We start from the raw sequence: 21,525 nt of genomic DNA, 5'->3' as shown, positions 1-21,525 counted from the left end.
TCATGACCGTGAAAACCATGCGAGAGGCGCTGAACGAGGCGCTGTTTCAGGAGATGCGCCGCGATCCCGGCGTCATCGTCATCGGCGAGGACGTGTCGGGCGGTGCCGGCGGGTCGTCGGGCAGCCGCGATGCGGCCGGGGGCATCTTCGGCGTGACCAAGGGGCTGATGGGCGAATTTGGCGACAAGCGCGTCATCGACACGCCGATCTCGGAAAGCGCCATCATCGGCCTGGCCAATGGTGCGGCGCTGGCCGGCATGCGCCCGGTGGCCGAGCTGATGTTCGCCGATTTCGTCGGCGTCGCCATGGACCAGATCTATAACCAGATGGCCAAGTTCCGCTATATGTTCGGCGGCAAGGCCAAGGCGCCCATCGTCGTGCGCATGTCCATGGGCGCCGGCATGAACGCCGCTGCCCAGCACAGCCAGACCATCTATTCCATGCTGTCGGCCGTGCCGGGGCTGAAGGTGGTGGTGCCGTCGAACCCGGCCGATGCCAAGGGCATGCTGGCCGCGGCGATCCGCGACGACGACCCGGTGATCTTTCTGGAACACAAGGCGCTTTATTCCAGCAAGGGCGAGGTGCCGGACGGCGAATATGTGGCACCGCTGCATGGCGCAAGCCTGGTGCAATCGGGCAAGGACGCGACCGTGGTCACGCTGGGCCGCATGGTCTCCTTTGCCGCAAAGGCGGCGGCCAAGCTGGCCGGGGACGGGATCACCGTCGATCTGATCGACCTGCGCTCCACCTCGCCCATCGACGAAGAGATGATCCTGGAAAGCCTGTCGCTGACCGGGCGGCTGGTGGTCGTGGACGAATCGAATCCGGTCTGTTCGATCGCCTCGGAAATCGCCGCCATCGCGGCCGAGAAGGGCTTCGCCTCGCTGCGCGCGCCGGTGGTGCGGGTCACGGCGCCGCATACGCCGGTGCCCTTCGCCCGCGAGTTGGAGCGCATGTATGTTCCCGGTCCCGACCGGATCGAAGCGGCCATCCGCAAAGCCGTGAAAGGAGAGTGAGCATGGCCCTGATCCATCCCGTCACCCTGCCGAAATGGGGCCTTGAAATGTCCGAGGGCCAGATCTCGCGCTGGATCGTCGCCGAGGGCGACAGCGTCGAGCCGGGCACCGAGCTGGTCGACATCGAGACCGACAAGATCGTCAACACGCTGGACACCGACAGGGGCGGCATCCTGCGCCGCATCCTGGTGCCCGAGGGCGAGACCGCCCCGGTCGGCGCGCTGATCGCCGTGCTGGCCGAGGCGGAAGCCAGCGAGGCCGAGCTGGCCGCGTTCATCGCCTCCTATGTGCCCGTCGATGCCTCCTTCGAGCCCAAGGACGAGGCAAAATCCGCGTCGCCCGAGCCCTCCCCCGCCGCCGAGGCCGGCGCCGGGCCGAAGGCCTCTCCCCTGGCGCGCCGCATCGCGGAACAGGACGGCATCGACCTGGCCGGGGTCCAGGGCTCGGGCCAGGGCGGCAAGATCAAAAAGGCCGATCTGCCGTCGCGCCCTGCCGCGCTTGCCCCCGACGAAGCGGCAAGGCGGAATACGGGCGCCCATGCCAGCCCGGTCGCGGTGAATTTCGCCAATGCGCTTGGCTTCGACCTGACCGGGCTGAAACCCAGCGGCTACCGCGGCCGCATCTCGCTGGCCGATGTGCAGGCGGCGGTGCAGGCGGCCGGCCTGTGGTCGCCGCCGGCGGCTGCGATCCCCGCCGCGCCGGCTGTGGCCCCGGCAGCCGCGGCGCAGGGGGTCGAGCAGCCCTTTACCGGGATGCGCAAATCCATCGCCAATGCGCTGCGCCATTCCAAGCAGACCGTGCCGCATTTCTACACCGCCATGGATGTCGAGATGGACGCGCTGATGGCCCTGCGCGGCCAGTTCAACAGCGGGCGCGAGGGGGCGAAGATCTCGGTCAACGACTTCCTGTTGCGCGCCGCCGCCCTGGCCCTGGCCGCCCATCCCGAGGTGAACATCCACGTCTCGGACAGCGGCATCACCCGCTTCGACCAGGTCGACCTGTGCGTCGCCGTGGCCATCGACGCCGGGCTGGTGACGCCGGTGATCCGCAATGCCGCGCAGCGATCCCTGACCGAGATCGCGGCCGAGGCGGGCCGGCTGATCGCCGCCGCCCGCGACCGCAGCCTGACCGCCGAGGATCTGCGCGGCGGCACCTTCACCCTGTCCAACCTGGGCATGTATGGCGTGCGCAGCTTCGACGCGATCATCAACCCGCCCCAGGGCGCGATCCTGGCGGTGGGCGCCCCCCGGCGCGAGGCGCGCGAGACCGCCGAGGGCGGGCTGCGCTTCGCCAGCGTCGCGACTCTGACGCTTTCGGCCGATCACCGCGGCATCGACGGCGCGGTCGCCGCGCGGTTCCTCTCCACCCTGAAGGCCCGGATCGAGACGCCGATGGCGCTGGTGATGTGACCCGGCCTCCCGGCGCGGCGAAGGCCCCCTTTTCGGGGGCCTTTTCCTATTCGGGAACTGGCCAATGCGCCGCGAAGGGATGGGACGCATCGTAAAGCTCAAGCAGCTCCACGACATTGCCGTCCGGGTCATGGCCATAGACAGCGTTGAAGGTCGGCCGCGTCAGGGGCGAGGAATGGAATACCACGCCCTTCTGCCGCAGCCGTTCGTATTCGGCGTCCAGATCCTGCACCGCCAGGCAAAGATGCGTCAGCCCGGCCCCGAACAGGCGCTGATGCGGGCCGCGCCGCTCCGGGGCCGGCGACTCGAACTGGAACAGCTCCAGATAGCAGTTCCGGTGCCGCAGCATCGCCAGTTGGGCGGCCGAGCCGCTGGCGCCCAGCAGCGCGTTCTGGGCTTCGGCATCGGCGGTCCAGGACTGGCGGTGGACCAGTTCGAACCCCAGCATCTCGGTATAGAAGCCGATCAGCCTTTCGATGTCATGGGTCGAGATCGCCGCGTGATGAACCCCCAGGATCACGCCTGCTGTTCCTCGGGCTGGTAATGCTGCACCCAGCCGGTCCAGCTGGGCAGCGATTCGGGATAGTCGCCGGGCATCGGCACCTCGTATCCGCGCTGGCGCAAGGGCGAGGCCAGCGCCTCGGCATAGCTCTGCACCGGCACGTAATACAGGAACTTCAGCAGCCGCGAGGCGAAATACCATTTCCCGTCGCGGCGGCGGTATTCGTCCTCGTAGCGCAGCGAGCCGACCAGCACCTGCTGGTTGCGCACCGCCTCGGCATGGCAGAACACCTCGCCGGTGGCGCGGTCGGGGTCGGCGGGATCGAAATTGATGACCGTGTCATGGGTCCAGTGGACGGACAGGCCCAGCACCTCGAAGCGCTTGCGATACATCTGCATGATGCCCTCGAGCCCCTCGCCCTTCATGCGCCCGTCGGCGGAGCGCACCCAGGACTCCTCGCGAAACAGCGACCGCAACAGGGGCACGTCGCGGTCGTCGCAGGCTTTGCAGTAATGCGAAATCAGCGCCAGGATCTCGGCACGCGATTCCAGGCGGTCCAGCCGGGTTTCCAGATCGGTCAACTTGTCTCTCCCTTATAGCGACAAAACCATTATTGCACACATTGACACGGCATTCATTATATAGTTTTATATTATGTGTATAAATATGCCGCGCAGCAAGATTGGGATCCGCTGATGACCCTTGACGCGTTCCACCCTTTCAAGGCCCCGGAAAGCAACCCGCCCGCCCCCGAAGGCTGGATCGAGCTGCCCTCGCCCGGCGGATTCTGCGACACCTTCGGCCCCGTGCATGCGACGCGCGACGGGCCGGGGCAATTCGCGGTGGGCTTTCGCTGCACGGAACGCCACCTGAACCCCTCGCACTATTGCCACGGCGCGGCGTTGGCGGCCTTTACCGACATGCAGGCTTACGGCGTGCAGCATCTGGTCGGCTACGAGGCAGCCGTAGTGCCCACGATCTCGATGAACATCGACTTCCTGTCCATCGTCCATTCCGGCGACTGGGTGCGCGGCGACATCGAGGTGACGCGCAAGACCCGCAACCTGGTCTTTGCCCAGATGCGATGCAGCGTCGGCGACCGGCCGGTGATGCACGCCCGCGCGCTCTTCAAGGTCATGGCGATGCACGCGCTGGCCGACACCACCTATTTCGACCGCATCGGCCCCGAGATCGAGCGCCGCTTCGCGCGCATCGGCCGCTGATGGCAGGCCAGCGCCCCATCCCCGGCAGGCGATACGACCTGACCGCGGCGCTGGACGACCGGGTGCGCGCGCTTTGCGCCGCCCCGCCGCGGCAGGGCGACCTGGCGCATCCGATCCACGCCTATCTGGGCGGACTGGCAGCGATGCCGTCGCCCATCGGCGATTTCAGCCGCGACCTGGGGCTGGCCTTCGATGCCGGGCCGGTGCTGGGCGAATGCCGGCTGTCCTTTCCCGGCCGGCTGCGGGTCGGCCAAGCCTATGACGCCACGGTCGAGGTTCTGGACCTGACGCGCAAAGCCAGCCGCCGCTTTGGCCGGGCCGACCATCTGGCGCTGGCCATCACGCTGTCGGACCAGGCCGGCCCGGCCAGCCTGCTGCAATTCAAGATGATTACCCCGGCGGTGGATGATGGCTGACAGACAGAACGGCGCCGGCTGGCGCTTCGGCCCGGTCAGCGGCCCCGAGATGGCGCAATGGTGCGCTCTTCTGCGCGACGACAACGCCATCCACCTGCGGCGCGAGGCCGCCGAGGCGGCGGGCTTCGGCCCCCGGCGCGTCAATCCCGGCCCGGCCAACCTGGCCTATGTCATCAGCGCCGCCATGGCCGCCCATCCGCAGGCCGAGTTCGCCGAGATCGCCGCCTTCTTCGCCGGCAACGTCTTCGAGGGCGACCGGCTTGCGGTCGCCCTCGCCCCCGGGCCCGGCGGCACACTTTACGCCGAGGGGCGCGCCGCGCCGGTCCTGCGGGTCCAGTTCACCTTCAAGGAGCATGACTGATGTCGGATATCCTGACGGCCAGCGGCACGACGGTCTGGCGCCTGATCGCCGGGCGCGCCCATGACCGGCCCGAAGCGCCGGCGCTGATCGAGGGCGGCCGGGTGCTGAGCTATGCGGACATGATCGCCGCCGCCGACCGCATCGCCGCCGACCTGGCGGCGCGGGGCGTGACGCGGGGCGACCGCGTGGCCATCCTGTCCGAGAACTGCATCGAATACGGCCTGACGCAGCTGGCCTGCGCCAAGCTGGGGGCGATGGTCGCCTGCCTGAACTGGCGGCTGGTCGCGCCGGAACTGGCCTGGTGCATCGAGCTGGTGCAGCCGCGGCTGGTGCTTTGTTCGGCCCGCCACCGCGACCTGGCCCGCGCCGCCTGCCCCGACCGCCAGGCCCTGGATCTGCGCAGCCTGGGATGCGCGGGCGAGGCCCCGGATCTGGCCCGGCCCGAGGACGGGTTCATCATCATCTATACCTCCGGCACCACCGGCCGGCCCAAGGCCGCCGTCATCAGCCAGCGGGCACAGATCGCGCGCATGTGCGCCTTTCGGCTGGACCTGGGACTGGCGCGCGAGGACGGCTATATCTCGTGGGCGCCGATGTTCCACATGGGCGGCACCGAGCATCTGTTCTCGACCCTGCTGATCGGCGGCGCCGTCACCGTGATGGACGGGTTCGACGCCGACCGGATCATCGACACGCTGGAGCAGCAGCGCATCGGCTGGCTGATGACCGTGCCCGCCACCACCGAGCTGCTGCTGGCCCGGCTGCGGACGCGCCGGCCCCGGATCAAGGGCGTGCGCGTGGTCGGCGCCATGGCCGACATGACGCCGGCCGCGGTCATCGACGAGGTGACGCGGCTTTTGGACGCGCCCTATCTCAACTCCTTCGGCGCGACCGAGACCGGGATGCCGCCGCTCTCCGGCGACCTGATCCGGCCCGGAGAGATGCCGCGCAGCCTTGCCAAGAAGCTTAGCGTGCTGACCGAGCTGCGCCTTGTCGGCCCGGACGGCCGCGACGTGGCCGAGGGCGAGACCGGCGAAGCCTGGGTCAGGGGCCCGACGCTGTTCAGCGGCTACTGGAATGCCGACCAGGTCAACCGCGAGACTTTCAGCGGCGGCTGGTTCCACATGGGCGACCTGTTCCGCCGCACGCCCGCGGGCTATGAATTTGCCGGGCGCTCGAAATATCTCATCAAGTCCGGGGGCGAGAACATCTATCCGGCCGAGATCGAGCGGGTGATCCTGGCCGATCCGCGCGTCGCCGACGCCATCGTGGTGCGCCGCCCCGATCCGCATTGGGGCGAGGTGCCGGTGGCGGTGGTGGCGCGCTGCGACGACAGCCTGGACGAGGCCGGGGTGATCGCGCTGTGCCGCGCCAGCCTCGCTGGCTACAAGCGCCCCAAGGGGGTGGTCTTCGTCCCGGTCGAACAGTTCCCGCGCAGCACCAGCGGCAAGATCATCCGCGAGGCGGTCGAGGCCATGGTGCAGGAGGCCACGGCCTGAGCGGCCGCGGCGCCCTGCTTCATTCCACGAAACGCCCCGGCGCCTGGTGATAGGCGGGCGGGACCACCGCGACGTCAAGCCCGCTGTCGATCACCAGCACCTGCCCGGTGATGCCGCGGGCCGAGGGGCCGGCCAGATAGGCGAAGGCATCGGCAATATCCTCGGCCGTGCAGACATAGGGGATGGGATTGCGTGCCAGGGCCCGGTCATAGGCCGCCTGCTCGCCGCCGCTGAGGCTGCTGGTCATGCCCGTCACCACGTTGCCCGGCGCCAGCGCATTCACCCGGATCGCGCGCGGCGCCAGCTCCACCGCGCTCGAGCGCGTCAGACCCACCACCGCGTGCTTGGCGGTGGTATAGGAATGGTTGGCCCAGGCCCCGACCCCGGCCAGGCTGGCGGTGTTCAGGATCGCCCCGCCCTGATCGCCCATGGCATTCGCGGCATGCTTGGTGCCATGGAAAACACCGCTGACCATGACCTCCAGCACGCGGTTGAAATCGCGCGCGGCGGTCTCTCCGATCGGGCCGATGGCGCCCAGGATGCCGGCATTGTTGATCATGCAATCCAGCCGGCCATGCCGGTCCAGCGCCGTCTGCACCAGCGCCTCGACCTGATGCTCATCCGCCACGTCGCAGGCCAGGGCGGTCGCGCCAAGCTCCTGGGCCAGGGCCTGCACGCCCTCGGGTCGCAGGTCGCCCAGGACCAGCCTCCAGCCGTCGCGGTGAAAGCGCCGCGCGGTCGCCGCGCCCAGGCCCGAGCCCGCGCCGGTGATCACGGCGACCTTGTCCATCTGGTCATTCATCTTGCAGCAGCGCCTCCAACTCGCCGATCTGGGTTTCGTTCAGCCGCAACTCGGCGGCCTTTGCGTTCGCCGTCACCTGTTCGGGCTTGGTCGCCCCGGCCATGACCGAGGCCACGACGGGCTTCGAAAGCAGCCAGGCAAAGGCGACCTCGGTCAGGACCAGCCCGTTGCGGTCGCACCAATCGGCGATGCGGTCCACGCGGGCCAGGTTCTCGGGCGTCAGGTAACGGTCGGCCAGCCGCGCGATCTTGCCAAAACGCCCCTCGCCCGGATCGCCGCCGCGGTATTTCCCGGTCAGCAGCCCCGAGGCCAGCGGGAAATAGGGCAAAAGCCCCATTCCCAGCGCCTTCAGGCAGGGGATCGTCGTCGCCTCGGCCCCGCGCCGGATCAGCGAATATTCCGCCTGGAGCGAGATGAAATGCTGCACGCCCAGTTCCCGCGCCAGATGGTGGGCATGGGCGATTTCCCAATCCGCCATGTTCGAGGTGCCGATATAGCGGACCTTGCCCTGCGCGATCAGCCGGTCCAGCGCATCGAGCGTTTCCTCGATGGGGGTGGTCGGGTCCGATTCATGCAGCTGGTACAGGTCGATCCAGTCGGTGCCCAGCCGGCGCAGGCTGTCCTCGACGCAGCGGATGATATAGGAGCGGTCGGCGCCGCGGCTGCCATCGGCCATTTCCATGCCGAACTTGGTCGCCACCACGGCCTTGCCGCGCCGCGGGCCCAGGGCGCGGCCCAGGAACTCCTCGGACCCTCCGGAACGGCCATAGATGTTGGCGGTGTCGAAAAAGGTGATCCCGGCATCCAGTGCCGCATCGACCACCCGGCGCGATTGCGCCTCGTCCGTGGTCCAGTTGAAATTGTTGCAGCCCAGCCCGACCGCCGAGACGGTCAGGCCCGAACGGCCCAGCTTGCGATAGTCCATGCTCGCACCTTTCTAGAGTTCGCGGATCACGTCGCGCCCGTCCCAGCCGACCGAGGGCAGGCGCATGCGGTCGAACATCTGCCGCCGCTCGGGTTTCAGATCGACCAGTTCGATCATCGGCGCATCGGGATCGGCGGGGTCGCACAGATAGCACATACGCGACAGCGCCTGATGCCCCTCGATGGCGCGGATCATGCCGCGCGCCTCGGCCGCTGCCAGCTGCGCCTCGAAATCGTCGCAGAGAAAGCCGAAATGCTGAAGCCCGGCGCCGCGCCGTTCCAGAAAATCGCGATAGGGCGAGGCTGCATCGGTCGGCTCGATCAGTTCGATCTGCACCGGGCCGGTATAGCCCATCAGCACCCGCTTGTGGACCTGGGCCGAGACCGGCTCGCCCCAGATCTTCAGCACCTGGAACGGGATCGGCACCGGATAGACGAAGAAGGGCCCGACCCCCATGCGCCCGGCCCAGTCATGGGCGGCGGCATCGGCATCGGGGACCACATATCCGTGCTGGAACAGGGTTCCGTAATGGCGGCTCATGCTTGTCCTCCTTGGTGGCGGGTGGTTGCCGCGATCCGCGCCGCGGCGGCGCTACGGCCGCTCGTCCCGGCCCGGCCCCAGCGTGGCGAAGGAAAAGGGATGGCCGTCATCCATCACCTCCAGCAGTTCCAGCACATTGCCATCGGGATCTTGGCCATAGACCGAGACATGCGTCGGCCGGCGCTGCGGGACCGAGCGAAAGCGGATGCCCGCCGCCTCGAGCCGGGCGACCTCGGCCGCAAGGTCGCGGACATGCAGGCAAAGATGGGTGATGCCGTGGTCCTGGATGCCGCGCTCGGGGCGGCTGGGAACGGGGCTGGAAAACTCGAAAAGCTCCAGGAAGCAGTTGCCGGCGCGCAGCTTGGCCTGCCGCGCCGCCGATCCGCCGAGGCCCATGATCGTGTCGGGCAGCGCCGTGCCCGGCCCCCACTCCATGCGCGAGGCGACGGTGAAGCCGAGCAGGTTGCAATAGAAATCCAGCGCCCGGTCCAGGTCCGGGGTCGAGATGGCGGCGTGGTGGATGCCCAGGATCACGGCCGCACCTCGGCCGCCGCATTGCTGCCGGCCACCCGGCCGAAGACGATGGCATTGCCGATCGAGGCGCCGCCGCCGGCATAGCAGGGGCCGAACATGCCGCCCGTCGTCTCTCCGGCGGCGTAAAGGCCGGCAATCGGCCGGTCGGCCTGGTCCAGCACCCGCGCCTCGGGGTCGATCCGCAGCCCGGTGCCGGTCCAGCAGACGATGGCCGGCCGGATGCGCGCGCCATAGAAGGGCGGGGTCGCAATCGGCTTCAGATGCTCGGCCGGCTTGAAGAAATGCGCGTCCCGCCCGGTTTCGGCAGCGCGGTTGGCGGCGGCGACGGTGGTGGCCAGCGTCGCCGCGTCGATGCCAAGCTGCGCCGCCAGATCCTCCAGCGTATCGGCCTGCGCGATCTGCCCGCGGGCGGCGAAATGCGCCAGCCGGTCGGCGGACCAGTTCGGGGCGGTGGCCGAGCGGGCCTCGCGCCGCGCCGCCTCGTCGAAGATCGCGAAGCATTCGCGCGCGGTCTGTTCGTTCAGCAGTTCGGACAGGATGGAATATTCGCAGGATTCGTCGACGAAGCGGCGCCCCTCATGCGTGACATGGATCAGCCAGGGCGGCAGATAGGTCTCCAGCTCCTTTTCCCAGCCCGGCGTCATCAGCAGCAGGCCGCGGTCGGGACGGGTGATGCCGGCGCCCAGGCGGCGGCCGATGCGGATGCCGTCGCCCTGGGAATGGGCCGAGCCGATATACCAGGACAGCTCGCCCTGCGCCGCAGCGGTGGGGTAAAGCTCGGCCAGCAACTGCCGGTTGGCGCCGAAGCCGCCGGTGGCCAGCACCACCGCCCCCGCCGTCACCCGGTCGCTCTCGACCAGGATGCCGGCGACGCGGCCGTCCTCGACCAACAGCTCCTGCACCCGGCTGCGCAGCGCCATGTCCACGGCAAGGCCGCTCAGCGAGCCCTCCAGCACCTCGGCGATCTCGGCGCCGTGGCCGCGGGCGCGATGGCCGCGCCGGATCTTGTCCACGCCCGAGCAATACAGGTTCTGCTCGGGGAAATCGACGCCCAGCCCGACCAGCCATTCGAAGGCCGGCGTCGCGTCATGGCACAGCCGCCGGACCAGCGCCGGGTCGAGCTTGTATTGGTTGATATGCAGGTAATAGCGGTAAAGCGCCTCGGGCGTGTCCTCGATCCCCGCCCGGCGCTGGAGCGAGGTGCCCGCCGCATAGAACACGCCCCCCGACAGCGCGGTCGAGCCGCCCGCCTTGTCGCCCGCCTCGACCACCAGCACGCGGGCGCCGGCCCGGGCCGCCATATGCGCCGCCGCAAGCCCGGCCCCGCCGGCGCCCACCACGATGACGTCGTAATCCCTGTCCATCACGCTGCTCCCTTCATCCCCGGTGCGACGCCCTGGGCCATGTCCTCCAGAACCATGGCAGCGCATCTCTCGCCGATCATGATCGAGGGCGCGTTGGTGTTCCCGGCCGGCAGCCGCGGCATGATCGAGGCATCCGCCACATACAGCCCGGCGATGCCATGCACGCGCAGCCGGTGATCGACCACGCCGCCCGCGGCCAGGGGCAGCATGGCGCAGGAGCCCACGGGATGCAGGTTGGCGATGCCGTTGCCGCGCAGCCAGTCGATGATCTCGGCCTGGGTCCGCAGTTCGGGGCCGGGGCGGATCTCCTCGGCCATATAGCGGGCCAGCGCCGGCTGGCCGGCGATGTGGCGCGTGATGCGGACGGCATTGGCCATGGCCATCCGGTCCAGCTCGTCGCGAAAGAAATTGTGCCGGATCACCGGATCGGCAAAGGGGTCGGCCGAGCGCAGCCGCACCTCGCCGGTCGCCACCGGGTCCAGATGCACCGGGCTCATGGTGAAGCCGGGAAAGTCGTGGACCCGCATTCCCCGCCTGTCGCGCGAGGCGACCGACCAGATATTGGTGTTGATCTGCAGATTGGGCCGGTCCCTGGTCTCGTCCGTGCGGGTAAAGATGCCGGCAAAGATGCCGTTCGCGGCCAGCGGCCCGCGCCGGGCCAGCACATATTGCGCCCCGGCGATGGCCTTGCGCAGCGGGCTGCGCGCCAGTTCGTTGATCGTCACCGGCTCGCGGCAGCGAAAGATCAGCGAGCAATAGAAATGGTCGCGCAGGTTGGCGCCGACGCCGGGCAGGTCGTGCAGCACCTCGATGCCCTGCCCGCGCAGATGATCGGCCGGCCCGATCCCCGAAAGCTGCAAGAGCTGGGGCGAGCCGAAGGCCCCGCCACAGACCACGACCCCGTGCCGCGCCCGCGCGCGCAGGATGCGCCCGTCCCGGCGGTATTCGATGCCGACGGCCCTGCGGCCCTGGAACAGCAGCCGGGTGGCATGGGCGCCGGTATCGACGCGCAGGTTGCGGCCCGCCGCCGAAAGATAAGCGCGGGCCGAGTTGCAGCGCCGCCGGTTGCGCGTGGTGGTCTGGAACAGCCCCGCCCCCTCTTGCCGGGCGCCGTTGAAATCGGGGTTTGCGGGGATGCCGGCCTGTTTCGCGGCCTCGATGATCGCCAGTGCCACCGGCGACGGGTCGGGCTGGTCCGAGACGGCCAGCGGCCCGCCGGTGCCGTGATAGGCGTCGGGGCCGCGGGCCTGGTCCTCGGCCTTCTTGAACCAGGGCAGCACCTCCTGCCAGCTCCAGCCGGGATTGCCCAGCTGCGCCCAGGTGTCGTAATCGGTCGGATGGCCGCGGATATACAGCATGCCGTTGATCGAGCTGGTGCCGCCCAGAACCTTGCCGCGCGGGTTGTACATCGGCCGCCCGTTCAGTTCCGGCTCGGGCTCGGATTCGAACATCCAGTTCACCTTGGGATTGGTGAACAGCATGGGATAGCCCATCGGCACCTTGATCCAGAAGGCGCTGTCGCGGGGGCCCGCCTCCAGCAGCAGGACACGGTATTTCCCCGATTCCGCCAGCCGCCCGGCCACCGCGCAGCCTGCCGAACCGGCGCCCGAGACGATGAAGTCGAACTCGCTGTCGAAACGCATCGCGTCCTCCTTGGCGCAGCGGCGCGCCCTTGCCTGGGCGCGCGCTTGCGGTGCCTTACAGATCCTCGGGGCGCACGAAGCTGCCGTCCTTGACGGTCAGGATGCCCATGCCGAAGGTCGCGGCCCGTTCCGGGGTGAAATTGTAGACGCCCTGCCCCACGATCACCGGCACGTCCTTGATGCCGGCCAGGGCATCGCGCAGCTCCTCGCGCGTCGCATCCGGACCGGCGCGGCGCAGCGCATCGACAAAGACCATCATCGTCGAATAGCCCTGCGGCACCCAGTTGTCGGCCTCGACCCCGTGCCTGGTCTTGTAGGCTTCGGCAAAGGCGCGGGAAGGCTCGTCGAAGCCGCCCGGCGTCCATTCGCCGATCACGGTCACGCCCTCGACCGCGCTGCCGCCGGTGTTGAGGAACTCGGGCGAGGCCAGCGATTGCAGGCCGAAGATCTGCACCTCGGGGTCAAGGCCCGCCTGCTTGAACTGCATGATGACATTGGCGCCAAGCGCGGCCGGGGTGGCGATGAACAGGCAATCGGCATCGCTTTGCGCCACCTTCACCGCCAGCGCCGAAAAGTCGATGTCGGACAGCTTGACCCCATCGAGCTGCGCCTTCACCCCATGCTCCCTGACCCGCTCCATGAACACATTCGCCATGGCGACATAGGCTTCGTTGTCCAGAACGGTGATGACCGCGCAATTCTGCACGCCGCGCTTCTCGGCCGCATAATCGGCGATCGGCGGCGTGGCGATCCCGGCCGGCTGCGAAAACGGGAAGGACCAGGGCCCGGCCAGCGGCACGGCATCGTTGTTCGACTGCATATAGGCCAGGATGCCCAGATCGTTGGCCGCGGCCGCAGCCGCCGGGGCGATGGCGCCGGTGGTCGGGCCGATGATGGCGATGGTTTCCGAATCGGCGGCGCGCCGGCCGATCAGACCCAGCGCCTGACCACGGTCGCCGGCGTCGTCGTCCAGCGTATACCGGATCGTGACCCCCTCGCCCGCCAGGCCCTTGGCGTTGATTTCCTCGATGGCCATGACCGCGCCGTCGGCGATGCCGCGGCCGATGAAGGCCGGACTGCCGGTCAGCGACTGGATGATCGCCACCTTGACCTCCTTGGCCATGGCCATCGGCGCGAAGGCGGCAGAGACGGCAAGCGCGGTGCCCATCAGGATTCTCGGTGACATTCGTTCTCCCTCCCTGGGGCGCCCGGCGTCGTGATCCGGCTGCCCCTGTTGAAACCGGCGCCCGACACGGCCGCACCGGGGAAGCGGCGGGCAGTGGTTGATTCGTGCCTGCCAGCAAAAGAACACAAATTTATAGTTGTTGTATACAAAAATATGTGTCTATGAATTATGGATCGGGAGAATCCGCAGAACCCCGACCGGGAAGGGAGAGGCTCGTGTTCCTGCAACAACTCGTCAACGGCCTGGTGATCGGCGGGGTCTATGCGCTGTTCGCGCTTGGCTTCACGCTGATCTTCGGCATCCACAAGATCATGAACCTGGCCCATGGCGGGATCTTCATGACCGGGGCCTTCATCGGCCTTTACTCGGTCCAGGCCGGGCTGCCCCTGTGGCTGGCCTTCATCCTGGCGATGGTCGGCGCCGGTCTCGTCTCGGTCATCATCGAGGTCACGGCCTTTCGCCGCCTGCGCCAAAGCGGCGAGGTCGAGTTCAGCGCCCTGATCTCCTCGATCGGGGCGAACCTGGTGCTGGTCTCCATCGCGCAGATCCTGTCCAAGACCCAGGTGCTGCGCTTTCCCTTCGACACTTTCCCGGTGGTGATCTTCAAGCTCTGGGGGCTGCGGGTCTCGGCGTTGCAGCTGGCCATGGCGGTGCTGGCGATCCTGCTGGTAGCGGGGCTGTCCTGGTATCTCTACCGGACCGGCTTTGGCCGCCAGGTCCGCGCCGTGGCGCAGAACGAGCGCGCGGCGCTGCTGGCAGGCATCCGGCCCAGCGTCATCTATTTCCAGACCTTCATGCTGTCGGGCATGCTGGCAGGGGCGGCGGGGGTGCTGGTCGGGCTGGCCTTCAACTCGATCCATTTCATGATGGGCGACCCGTTCCTGCTGCGCGGCTTCGTCGTGGTGATCCTGGGCGGGCTGGGTTCGGTCGCGGGGGCGCTGGTCGCCTCGCTGGGCTTCGGGGTGCTGCAAACGCTGAGCGTCGCCTATCTGTCGTCGCGGCTGTCCGACATCATCATCTTCGGCCTGCTCTTCGCGGTGCTGCTGCTGCGCCCCAACGGCCTTTTCGGGCAGGACGAGGCGGGCGTGCTGAGGGGGCGGCGCTGATGGACATGCTGCTGAGCTTTCGCCCGCTGTTCGACCTGTTCCTGATCCACCTGGGCTTTGCCTATTCGCAATATATCGTGCTGCGCGCCGGCGCCTTTTCCATCGGCAATGTCGGCCTGTCGGCCATCGGCGCCTATACCGCGGCCATCCTGACGGTGAATTACGGCCTGCCGCTGCCGGTGACGCTGCTGGCCGGCACCTTTGCCGGCCTGGCCTTCGGCGCGCTGCTGGCGATCCCGCTGGCGCGGCTGCGCGGGGTCTACCAGGCCATCGCCTCGCTCGCCTTCGTGCAGATCGTGCTGTCGGCCAATCTTTACGCCGAGAACATCACCGGCGGCGCCATGGGCTTTTCCGGCATCCCCAAGCTGGTCGGCACCGGGACGCTGCTGGTCTGTGCCCTGGCGACGATCTACGTGATGCTGGCGATCTCGCGCTCGCGGCTGGGCCGGGCCTTCGACGCCGTGCGCGAGGACGAGGGCATGGCGGTGTCGCTGGGCATCAACGCCGCGCGCACCCAGGCCGTCGCCTATATGATCTCGGGCCTGCTCGCCGGGCTTTTCGGCAGTCTCGAGGCGCTGCATTCCTATGCGGTCGAGCCGAACCAGTTCGGCTTTCACCTGATCATCGTCGTGCTGTCCTATGTCGTGCTGGGCGGCCGGCGCAGCATCTGGGGGCCGCTGGTGGGCGTCGCCCTGCTGATCGCGCTGCCCGAGATCTCGCGTCCGCTCGCCGATGCGCGGATCATGATCTATGGCCTGATCCTGATGGCGGTGATGAACTTCATGCCGCGCGGCATCGTCGACACGCTGGTCGCCCGCCGCCGCAGCCGCGCCGTCACCCCCGAGGTCCGCCAGGCAGAGGTGAAGGGATGACCGATCTTGTCCTTGAGCATGTCCACAAGAATTTCGGCGGCGTCATCGCCGCGAAGGATGTCAGCATGCGGGTGCCGGCGGGGCGGATCACCGGGCTGATCGGGCCGAACGGGGCCGGCAAGACCACGCTGATCAACCTGATCACCGGCATGCTGTCGCTCAGTTCGGGCAAGGTGCTGTTCGGCGACCGCGACATCTCGGCCGAGCCGGCCGACAAGGTGGCGCGCGCCGGCATGGGCCGCACCTTCCAGAACATCCGCCTGCAGAAAGAGGCCAGCGTGCTGGCCAATGTCATGGTCGGCTTTCACCGGCACGAGACCTGCTCGCTGATCGCGGCGATCCTGGGCCTGCCCTCGTCGCGGCGCGAGGATGCGCTGCTGCGGCAAAGGGCGATGGCGCTGCTCGGGCGGTTCGGCATGGCCGGGCATGCGGACAGCCCCGCGGGCAGCCTGGCCTATGGCCACCAGCGCAAGGTCGAAATGATGCGGGCGCTGGCCACCGATCCCGAGTTGATCCTGCTGGACGAGCCGGTCGCCGGCATGAACGATGTCGAGGCGCTGCAACTGGGCCGGATCTTTCGCGAGCTTGCCGACGAGGGCAAGGCGATCCTGCTGATCGAACACAACATGCGCTTCGTGCAGGAGCTTTGCGACCATGTCCATGTGCTGGACGGCGGCCGGCTGATCGCCGAGGGCAAGCCCCGCGAGGTGGTCGCCGACCCCGCCGTCATCACCGCCTATCTGGGAGAGGAATGATGCTGCTGACGGTGACGGACCTCCATGCCTCCTACAGCGGCATCCGCGCGCTGGCCGGCGTTTCGCTGAACGTCGCCGAAGGCGAGATGGTGGCGCTGATCGGGCCGAACGGCGCCGGGAAATCGACGCTGCTGAACTGCATCAGCGGCATCGTCCAGCCCGGCGCCGGCCAGATCCGGGTCGAGGGGGTCGAGCTGGCGCGCAAGCCCGCCTGGGCCATCGCGCGCAGGGGCATCCTGCAATCGCCCGAGGGGCGGCAGGTGCTGCCCGACATGTCGGTGCTGGAGAACCTGCAGGTCGGCGCCAATGCCCTGCACGGCCGCCGGCCGACCCATGACATCGAGGCGGTGTTCCGGCTGTTCCCGATCTTGCAGGAACGGCAGGAGCAGCTGGCCGGCTCGCTTTCGGGGGGCCAGCAGCAGATGCTGGCCATCGGCCGTGCGCTGATGGGCGGGCCGCGCCTGCTGCTTCTGGACGAGCCCAGCCTGGGGCTTGCCCCGGTCATCGTGCAGCAGGTCTTCGAGGCGCTGGCGCAGCTGCGCCGCGACGGCATGACGATCCTGCTGGTAGAGCAGAACGCGCGCAAGGCCCTGCAGGTCTCGGACCGCGCCTATGTCATCGAACAGGGCCGTGTCGTGACCCAGGGGTCCAGCCGCAGGCTGGCACAGGACGACGGCGTGATCGCGCATTACCTGGGCACCGGCGGGCATTGACCCGCCCTGCCCTTCCGGTGCCCTATGCGGCGGCGGTTTCGGTTTCCAGCGCCCGGCGCGCGCGCATGTGTTCGGCCGGCAGGTTCACCGTCTCGACGCAGACCAGCCTTTCGCCGCGATAACTGTGCACCAGGAGCCGCGTCGGATCGGACGAGGGCTCGACCTCGGTCCGGTCGGCGCCATCGCGCAATCCGGCGATTTGCAGCTTGTGCGGACCCTGGTCGCTCCAGAACCAGGGCGTCCTGGCAAAGGGCACGGGCTGGCCCGCCAGCCGCTCGGCCAGGCATTTCGCCTGATCCACGGCGGCCTGCACCGATTCCAGCCGCAGATGCGGCCCGCCCGGCCCCTGCGCCACGGCGGCGCAATCGCCGATCGCCGAAATGGCCGGGTCCGCGGTCGCCAGGAAGCAATCGGCGAGGATGCCGTTTTCCACCGCAAGCCCGGCCTCGCGCGCCAGTTCCGCGTTTGGCACCACCCCGGTCGCCATCAGCACCGCATCCGCGGCAATCGTCCGGCCATCCGCCAGCTCCACCGCGCCGGCGGCACCGTCCGGCCGCGCCAGGATGCGCCGGACCGCGACGTCCAGGTGGATCTCGACCCCCGCATCGCGATGCGCGCGCAGGAAATGGTCCGATACCGCCGGCGAAACCGCCCGCGCCATCAACCGCCCGGCCGCCTCAAGCAGCGTGACCCGCAGCCCGGCGGCACCGAACGCCGCCGCCGCCTCGAGCCCGATGAAGCCGCCGCCGACGATCACCACATGCCGCGCGGTGGCGGCCAGGCCGCGCATCCGGTCGGCATCGTCCAGGCCGCGCAGCGCCATCACCCCCGGCAGGTCCGCACCCTCGATAGGGGGAAGCCGGTTGCGGGCGCCGGTGGCCAGAACCAGGTGCCCATAGCCCAGTCGCCGGCCGTCCGACAGGACGACGGCCTGTCGGGCGCGCTCGATCCTTTCCACCCGGCTGGAGGTCAGCACGGCGATGTCGTTCATCTCATAGAACTCGGCCTTGCGCAGCAGCAGGCGCTGGGGCTCGCCCTCGTTGAAATAGGTCTTGGACAGCGGCGGGCGGCTGTAGGGCAGGAACGGCTCGTCCCCCACAAGGACGATGGGACCGGGATAGTCCTTCTGCCGCAGGCTGATCGCCAACTGGCAGGCGGCCTGCCCCGCCCCGACGATGACGACTGCATGGTGATGGCTTCGCTGCATGGGGCCTCCGCTGGAAAAGGCGATCCCGGCGGGCCGCGCCGGGAAAGCATCTTCGCCGACAAGAACCGATCCGCACAGGCATCTCAAGTTAAAAATACTAGATGGCAGTTTGCGTATGCAATTTTACGCCAAGATTCCGGGCTACCGCCTGCAAATCCGGGAGATCTGGCCGCACGGCGTGGCCAAAACGGAGAGAAGTCCCGCTTGCGCCAAAACTTGCACAAATCAAAAATATATTTGACTGATGAAACAAATATCATAAATGTGCACAAAAATACAAGGGAGGAATCATGAAACGAATGATCGCCGCCACCGGCGCGGCCCTGATCGCGCTTGCGACGCCGGCAATCGCCGAGCAGCCGACCGTGGTCATCATGCAGTCCCTGACCGGCCCGGCCGCCTTCATGGGCGCCGGCGTGTCCGAGGGCATGGAAATGGCCTTTGCCGAGGCGAATGAAAAGGCCGAGTTCGGCGCCGGAAAATCCGTCCGCGTCCTGGTCGAGGATGATGCCTCGGACCGCACCCAGGCGTTGACCCTGATCACCCGCCACGCCAATGCCCCGGAGGTCAGGATGATCCTGGGCCCGACCAGCGGCGCCGTCGCCATCGCCGGGGCCGAGCTGGGCAACCGGCTGGAACTGCCCATCGTCACCCTGACCAACAACCTGGACATTCCCGCCGCCGGGCCCTGGGGCTTCATCAGCACGCAGCCGCCGCGGCAGATGATGTCCTACCTGGCCGATTTCGCCGCCGACACCCGCAAGGTCGAAAGATGCTCGACCGTCTCGATCAAGGAGATCGAGGTCTATGTCGCCCTGCGCGCCGCCTTCGAGGATCTGGTCCGCGACAAGGGCGTCGCCGTCCTGTCCAGCGAATCGGTGTCCTCCTCGGACATCGACTTCTCGACGCTGGCGACCAAGATCGCCGGGCAGGACATCGACTGCCTGTTCATCTCGGCCATGGCGGCGCAGGGCGGCAATATCGTGCGCCAGCTTCGCGAGGCCGGGCTGGGCGACGAGGTCCAGATCTTCGGCATGAACACCTTTTCCTCGCCCGAGTTCACCCAGACCGGCGGCGGCGCAACCGAGGGCGTCTACATGCTGTCCGACTGGGTGCCGGGCGGGTTCAACGACTTCTCGGTCGCCTTCGCGCGGAACTTCGAAGCCCATGCCGGCCGGGCGCCGGACAATTGGGCGGCGCTTGGCTATACCATCGGCCGCGTGGCCATCGAGGCGATGAAGGCCGCCGGGCCCGAAAGCGGGCGCGACGCCATCCGCGACGCGCTGAGCGCGACCAGGGACGTGGCCTCGGTGATCGGCAGCGGCTCCTACAGCTATGTCGACGACCGCTCGCCGGTCAGCGGCAGCAACGTGGTGCAGATCAGGAACGGCGCCGCCGTGCTTTATACCGAATGACCCCGGCAGGGTGCGGCAAGATCGCCGCGCCCCACCCAGATGGAGTGAACACGATGGCGGCCGAGCCCCGGCATTTCCCGCATATCTTCCGCCCCCTGCGCATCGGGGACATGCAGCTTTCCAACCGGATCATGGCGCCGCCGCATGGCCGCATCATCGCCGATCCACTGGCCTCGCCGAAAGAGGCCGAGCGTTTTGCCGGCTATTGGCTCGAACGGGTGCGCAACGGCCTTTGCTGGGTCGATGGCGTCAATACCTTCATCGACAACCGCATCGTGCCGCGCGGCTATGCGCCCTCGGGGCTGGGCGCCATCCTGCGCGGCAGCGTCCACAACCCGCATTATCGCGACCGGATGGCACGGCTGGCCGAGGACATCCACGCCCATGGCGCCGTGGTCACGGCCCAGATCATCAACCAGGGCGCCATGCCGCATTCCGCCTCGGGCGTGCTGGCGAATTACACCAACAATGCCGGCACCCACGCCCTGACCCGCCCCGAGATCGCCCGCATGATCGAGGATTACGCCCTGATCGCCCGTACCGTGCGCGATTGCGGGCTGGACGGGATCGAGCTGCACGCCAACCACGAGGACGTGCTGCAACTGTTCCTGTCGCCCGCGACCAACCACCGGCAGGACGAATACGGCGGCAGCGCCGAAGGCCGGCTGAAGCTGCTGATCGACGTGCTGGCCGCCATCCGCGCCGAGGTGGGGCGCGACCTGACCCTTGGCATCCGCTTCAACATGCACGAGCTTTTCGAAGGCGGCTACGATCTGGACGAGGGCATCGCCATCGCCCGCGCCGTCGAGGCGACCGGGCATATCGACTTCTTCCACGGCGTCATCGGCAACAATTGGGGCGCGCCCAGCTATATCCAGCCGCATCTCTACGGCGTCGCGCAATGGTCCGAGATGGCCGGCCGCTATCGCGCCGCCCTGTCCGTGCCCGTGGTCTATAGCGGCCGCGCCGATTCGCCCGAGGCGGCCGAGGCCGTGCTGGCTCGCGGCCATGCCGACGTGGTGGGCGTCGCGCGCGGCTTTTTCGCCGATCCCGCCTTTGTCGCCAAGGCGCGCCAGGGCCGCAGCGCGCAGATCGTGCCCTGCATCGGCTGCAACGACTGCCTGCACGCGGTCTCGGTCGAGAAGCTGCCCTTCGGCTGTGCGGTCAATCCCCGCGCGGGCCGCGAGGCCGACCCGCCCCCTGCCCGCGCCGCCCAGCCGCGCCGGATCGTCGTGGTCGGCGCCGGCCCGGCCGGGATGGAGGCCGCCGCAGTCGCCGCCGAACGCGGTCACGCGGTGGTGCTGCTGGAACGGGCCGGGGCGCCGGGCGGGCAGATGCGGCTGGCCGCCGCCGTGCCCGAGAACCGGCAGTTCCTGGCCTATATCGACCGCCAGCACGACCGGCTGCGTGCCGCCGGCGTGGACATCCGCCTGGGGATCGAGGCCGATCCGCCGGCGATCCTGGCGCTTTCGCCCGATGTGCTGCTTCTGGCCACCGGCTCGCGCCCGCGCCGGCACCGGGTTCCGGGCGCCGAGCTGCCCTTCGTGATCGAAGGCCGCGACCTGCTGGCGGGACGGGCGCAGGCCGGCCGGAGCGCGCTGGTCATCGCCCGCGAGGATCACATGCAGCCCCTGACCGTGGCCTCGGCGCTGGTCGAGCGCGGCGCGCATGTCCGGCTGCTCTATCAGACGCCGGCCGTCGCGCCGCTGGTGGGGAAATATTCCATCGGTGCGATCATGGCCCGGCTGACCGCCGCCGGCGCCGAGCTGCGCGTCATGGAACGCGTCACCGCCATCGCGCCCGGCCGGGTGACGACGCGCAATGTCTATTCCGGCGTCGAATCGCTGCATGAAGGTTTCGACAGCGTCGTGCTTGCCTGCGGGGCCGAGCCCGAGACCGCGCTGGCCGAGGCCCTGCAGGCGCAGGGGGCCATCGCACCCCTGCTGCTGGGCGATGCCTATGTGCCGGGCCGCATCCTTGCCGCGACGCGGGAGGCCCATGAGATCGCCTCGCGGCTCTGAGCGGCACGGCGGCCGC

The 21,525-nt window shown here is 68.6% G+C and carries 22 protein-coding genes; 12 read left to right on the top strand and 10 right to left on the bottom strand.

All coding sequences use genetic code 11. From position 1 onward, the window contains the following. The first annotated feature begins 2 nt into the window (after positions 1–2). Together ACNKFW_RS20875 and ACNKFW_RS20870 are read left to right on the top strand one after the other, a co-directional pair. Positions 3–1,016: an alpha-ketoacid dehydrogenase subunit beta gene (locus tag ACNKFW_RS20875; RefSeq protein WP_024844825.1), complete on the top strand. Its 1,014-nt coding sequence runs from the start codon at positions 3–5 to the stop codon at positions 1,014–1,016. A gap of 2 nt (positions 1,017–1,018) precedes the next feature. Then, a complete protein-coding gene (locus tag ACNKFW_RS20870) occupies positions 1,019–2,425 on the top strand; it encodes a 2-oxo acid dehydrogenase subunit E2 (protein ID WP_333484437.1) in 1,407 nt (468 codons plus the stop codon). 46 nt (positions 2,426–2,471) lie between these two features. Here ACNKFW_RS20870 and ACNKFW_RS20865 read toward each other — a convergent pair whose 3' ends face one another. After that, a complete protein-coding gene (locus ACNKFW_RS20865) occupies positions 2,472–2,945 on the bottom strand; it encodes a VOC family protein (RefSeq protein WP_333484435.1) in 474 nt (157 codons plus the stop codon). Next, positions 2,942–3,508, bottom strand: a complete 567-nt coding sequence (locus ACNKFW_RS20860) for a nuclear transport factor 2 family protein (protein ID WP_028710199.1) — start codon at positions 3,506–3,508, stop codon at positions 2,942–2,944. The genes ACNKFW_RS20865 and ACNKFW_RS20860 overlap by 4 nt, the downstream gene beginning before the upstream one ends. A gap of 114 nt (positions 3,509–3,622) precedes the next feature. On the opposite strand from ACNKFW_RS20860, the gene ACNKFW_RS20855 reads away from it, so the two are divergent. From ACNKFW_RS20855 to ACNKFW_RS20840, 4 genes are read left to right on the top strand one after another with little or no spacing between them, the layout of a single operon-like run. Beyond that, the gene (locus ACNKFW_RS20855; RefSeq protein ID WP_333484434.1) at positions 3,623–4,150 is read left to right on the top strand and encodes a PaaI family thioesterase; all 528 of its coding nucleotides are present in this window, start codon (positions 3,623–3,625) and stop codon (positions 4,148–4,150) included. After that, positions 4,150–4,566, top strand: coding sequence for a hypothetical protein (locus tag ACNKFW_RS20850; protein ID WP_333484432.1), 417 nt, complete (start codon positions 4,150–4,152; stop codon positions 4,564–4,566). Before ACNKFW_RS20855 ends, ACNKFW_RS20850 begins: the two co-directional genes overlap by 1 nt. After that, positions 4,559–4,927 carry a MaoC/PaaZ C-terminal domain-containing protein gene (locus ACNKFW_RS20845; protein ID WP_024844819.1) on the top strand — a complete coding sequence of 123 codons (369 nt, stop codon included), beginning with the start codon at positions 4,559–4,561 and terminating at the stop codon, positions 4,925–4,927. Before ACNKFW_RS20850 ends, ACNKFW_RS20845 begins: the two co-directional genes overlap by 8 nt. Beyond that, entirely contained in the window at positions 4,927–6,426 is a 1,500-nt protein-coding gene (locus ACNKFW_RS20840; protein WP_333484431.1) for a class I adenylate-forming enzyme family protein, read from the top strand. Before ACNKFW_RS20845 ends, ACNKFW_RS20840 begins: the two co-directional genes overlap by 1 nt. A gap of 19 nt (positions 6,427–6,445) precedes the next feature. Here the strand turns inward: ACNKFW_RS20840 and ACNKFW_RS20835 are convergent, their stop codons facing one another. Genes ACNKFW_RS20835 through ACNKFW_RS20805 form a run of 7 tightly spaced genes read right to left on the bottom strand, consistent with a single transcriptional unit; the run spans position 6,446 to position 13,420 of the window. Beyond that, the gene (locus tag ACNKFW_RS20835) at positions 6,446–7,216 is read right to left on the bottom strand and encodes an SDR family NAD(P)-dependent oxidoreductase (RefSeq protein ID WP_167521735.1); all 771 of its coding nucleotides are present in this window, start codon (positions 7,214–7,216) and stop codon (positions 6,446–6,448) included. Between the two features lie 4 nt (positions 7,217–7,220). Continuing rightward, positions 7,221–8,153, bottom strand: a complete 933-nt coding sequence (locus tag ACNKFW_RS20830; protein WP_074990654.1) for an aldo/keto reductase — start codon at positions 8,151–8,153, stop codon at positions 7,221–7,223. A 12-nt stretch (positions 8,154–8,165) separates the two neighbouring features. Then, positions 8,166–8,693 (bottom strand): VOC family protein, encoded by a 528-nt coding sequence (locus ACNKFW_RS20825; RefSeq protein ID WP_147429392.1) that lies wholly within the window; start codon positions 8,691–8,693, stop codon positions 8,166–8,168. Between the two features lie 51 nt (positions 8,694–8,744). Further along, positions 8,745–9,227, bottom strand: coding sequence for a VOC family protein (locus ACNKFW_RS20820; protein WP_051419571.1), 483 nt, complete (start codon positions 9,225–9,227; stop codon positions 8,745–8,747). Further along, positions 9,224–10,591: an FAD-dependent oxidoreductase gene (locus ACNKFW_RS20815; RefSeq protein ID WP_333484430.1), complete on the bottom strand. Its 1,368-nt coding sequence runs from the start codon at positions 10,589–10,591 to the stop codon at positions 9,224–9,226. The genes ACNKFW_RS20820 and ACNKFW_RS20815 overlap by 4 nt, the downstream gene beginning before the upstream one ends. Next, complete coding sequence (locus ACNKFW_RS20810) at positions 10,591–12,234, bottom strand: GMC family oxidoreductase (RefSeq protein WP_333484428.1); 1,644 nt, start codon at positions 12,232–12,234, stop codon at positions 10,591–10,593. Before ACNKFW_RS20810 ends, ACNKFW_RS20815 begins: the two co-directional genes overlap by 1 nt. Positions 12,235–12,289: 55 nt before the next feature. Next, positions 12,290–13,420, bottom strand: a complete 1,131-nt coding sequence (locus ACNKFW_RS20805) for an ABC transporter substrate-binding protein (protein WP_333484427.1) — start codon at positions 13,418–13,420, stop codon at positions 12,290–12,292. Positions 13,421–13,635: 215 nt separating this feature from the next. Between ACNKFW_RS20805 and ACNKFW_RS20800 the strand changes: the two genes are divergently transcribed. From ACNKFW_RS20800 to ACNKFW_RS20785, 4 genes are read left to right on the top strand one after another with little or no spacing between them, the layout of a single operon-like run. Then, positions 13,636–14,526, top strand: a complete 891-nt coding sequence (locus ACNKFW_RS20800) for a branched-chain amino acid ABC transporter permease (protein WP_024844810.1) — start codon at positions 13,636–13,638, stop codon at positions 14,524–14,526. Next, complete coding sequence (locus ACNKFW_RS20795) at positions 14,526–15,398, top strand: branched-chain amino acid ABC transporter permease (RefSeq protein WP_333484425.1); 873 nt, start codon at positions 14,526–14,528, stop codon at positions 15,396–15,398. The genes ACNKFW_RS20800 and ACNKFW_RS20795 overlap by 1 nt, the downstream gene beginning before the upstream one ends. Further along, positions 15,395–16,153, top strand: coding sequence for an ABC transporter ATP-binding protein (locus ACNKFW_RS20790; protein ID WP_028710192.1), 759 nt, complete (start codon positions 15,395–15,397; stop codon positions 16,151–16,153). Before ACNKFW_RS20795 ends, ACNKFW_RS20790 begins: the two co-directional genes overlap by 4 nt. Positions 16,154–16,155: 2 nt before the next feature. Further along, positions 16,156–16,866, top strand: coding sequence for an ABC transporter ATP-binding protein (locus ACNKFW_RS20785; RefSeq protein WP_418025861.1), 711 nt, complete (start codon positions 16,156–16,158; stop codon positions 16,864–16,866). 22 nt (positions 16,867–16,888) lie between these two features. On the opposite strand, the gene ACNKFW_RS20780 is transcribed toward ACNKFW_RS20785, so the two are convergent. Next, positions 16,889–18,073 carry an NAD(P)/FAD-dependent oxidoreductase gene (locus ACNKFW_RS20780; RefSeq protein WP_333484422.1) on the bottom strand — a complete coding sequence of 395 codons (1,185 nt, stop codon included), beginning with the start codon at positions 18,071–18,073 and terminating at the stop codon, positions 16,889–16,891. 290 nt (positions 18,074–18,363) lie between these two features. Here ACNKFW_RS20780 and ACNKFW_RS20775 point away from each other — a divergent pair, with 290 nt between their 5' ends. Together ACNKFW_RS20775 and ACNKFW_RS20770 are read left to right on the top strand one after the other, a co-directional pair. Then, the gene (locus tag ACNKFW_RS20775; protein WP_081762201.1) at positions 18,364–19,488 is read left to right on the top strand and encodes an ABC transporter substrate-binding protein; all 1,125 of its coding nucleotides are present in this window, start codon (positions 18,364–18,366) and stop codon (positions 19,486–19,488) included. Between the two features lie 53 nt (positions 19,489–19,541). Continuing rightward, positions 19,542–21,509: an FAD-dependent oxidoreductase gene (locus ACNKFW_RS20770; protein WP_333484421.1), complete on the top strand. Its 1,968-nt coding sequence runs from the start codon at positions 19,542–19,544 to the stop codon at positions 21,507–21,509. Positions 21,510–21,525: the final 16 nt, after the last annotated feature.

The sequence above is a fragment of the Paracoccus sp. TD-10 genome, from assembly GCF_048270675.1.
Lineage (GTDB): Bacteria > Pseudomonadota > Alphaproteobacteria > Rhodobacterales > Rhodobacteraceae > Paracoccus > Paracoccus pantotrophus.
Note: the sequence above shows the minus strand (reverse complement) of the source record. Positions and strands in the feature narration are given on the sequence as shown.

What these genes read in the sequence shown, in the direction of transcription:
- ACNKFW_RS20875 (WP_024844825.1), top strand. Translation starts at nt 3, where the DNA reads ATGACCGTGAAAACCATGCGAGAGGCGCTGAACGAGGCGCTGTTTCAG.
- ACNKFW_RS20870 (WP_333484437.1), top strand. Translation starts at nt 1,019, where the DNA reads ATGGCCCTGATCCATCCCGTCACCCTGCCGAAATGGGGCCTTGAAATG.
- ACNKFW_RS20855 (WP_333484434.1), top strand. Translation starts at nt 3,623, where the DNA reads ATGACCCTTGACGCGTTCCACCCTTTCAAGGCCCCGGAAAGCAACCCG.
- ACNKFW_RS20850 (WP_333484432.1), top strand. Translation starts at nt 4,150, where the DNA reads ATGGCAGGCCAGCGCCCCATCCCCGGCAGGCGATACGACCTGACCGCG.
- ACNKFW_RS20845 (WP_024844819.1), top strand. Translation starts at nt 4,559, where the DNA reads ATGGCTGACAGACAGAACGGCGCCGGCTGGCGCTTCGGCCCGGTCAGC.
- ACNKFW_RS20840 (WP_333484431.1), top strand. Translation starts at nt 4,927, where the DNA reads ATGTCGGATATCCTGACGGCCAGCGGCACGACGGTCTGGCGCCTGATC.
- ACNKFW_RS20835 (WP_167521735.1), bottom strand. Translation starts at nt 7,216, where the DNA reads ATGGACAAGGTCGCCGTGATCACCGGCGCGGGCTCGGGCCTGGGCGCG.
- ACNKFW_RS20830 (WP_074990654.1), bottom strand. Translation starts at nt 8,153, where the DNA reads ATGGACTATCGCAAGCTGGGCCGTTCGGGCCTGACCGTCTCGGCGGTC.
- ACNKFW_RS20825 (WP_147429392.1), bottom strand. Translation starts at nt 8,693, where the DNA reads ATGAGCCGCCATTACGGAACCCTGTTCCAGCACGGATATGTGGTCCCC.
- ACNKFW_RS20815 (WP_333484430.1), bottom strand. Translation starts at nt 10,591, where the DNA reads ATGGACAGGGATTACGACGTCATCGTGGTGGGCGCCGGCGGGGCCGGG.
- ACNKFW_RS20810 (WP_333484428.1), bottom strand. Translation starts at nt 12,234, where the DNA reads ATGCGTTTCGACAGCGAGTTCGACTTCATCGTCTCGGGCGCCGGTTCG.
- ACNKFW_RS20805 (WP_333484427.1), bottom strand. Translation starts at nt 13,420, where the DNA reads ATGTCACCGAGAATCCTGATGGGCACCGCGCTTGCCGTCTCTGCCGCC.
- ACNKFW_RS20795 (WP_333484425.1), top strand. Translation starts at nt 14,526, where the DNA reads ATGGACATGCTGCTGAGCTTTCGCCCGCTGTTCGACCTGTTCCTGATC.
- ACNKFW_RS20790 (WP_028710192.1), top strand. Translation starts at nt 15,395, where the DNA reads ATGACCGATCTTGTCCTTGAGCATGTCCACAAGAATTTCGGCGGCGTC.
- ACNKFW_RS20780 (WP_333484422.1), bottom strand. Translation starts at nt 18,073, where the DNA reads ATGCAGCGAAGCCATCACCATGCAGTCGTCATCGTCGGGGCGGGGCAG.
- ACNKFW_RS20775 (WP_081762201.1), top strand. Translation starts at nt 18,364, where the DNA reads ATGAAACGAATGATCGCCGCCACCGGCGCGGCCCTGATCGCGCTTGCG.
- ACNKFW_RS20770 (WP_333484421.1), top strand. Translation starts at nt 19,542, where the DNA reads ATGGCGGCCGAGCCCCGGCATTTCCCGCATATCTTCCGCCCCCTGCGC.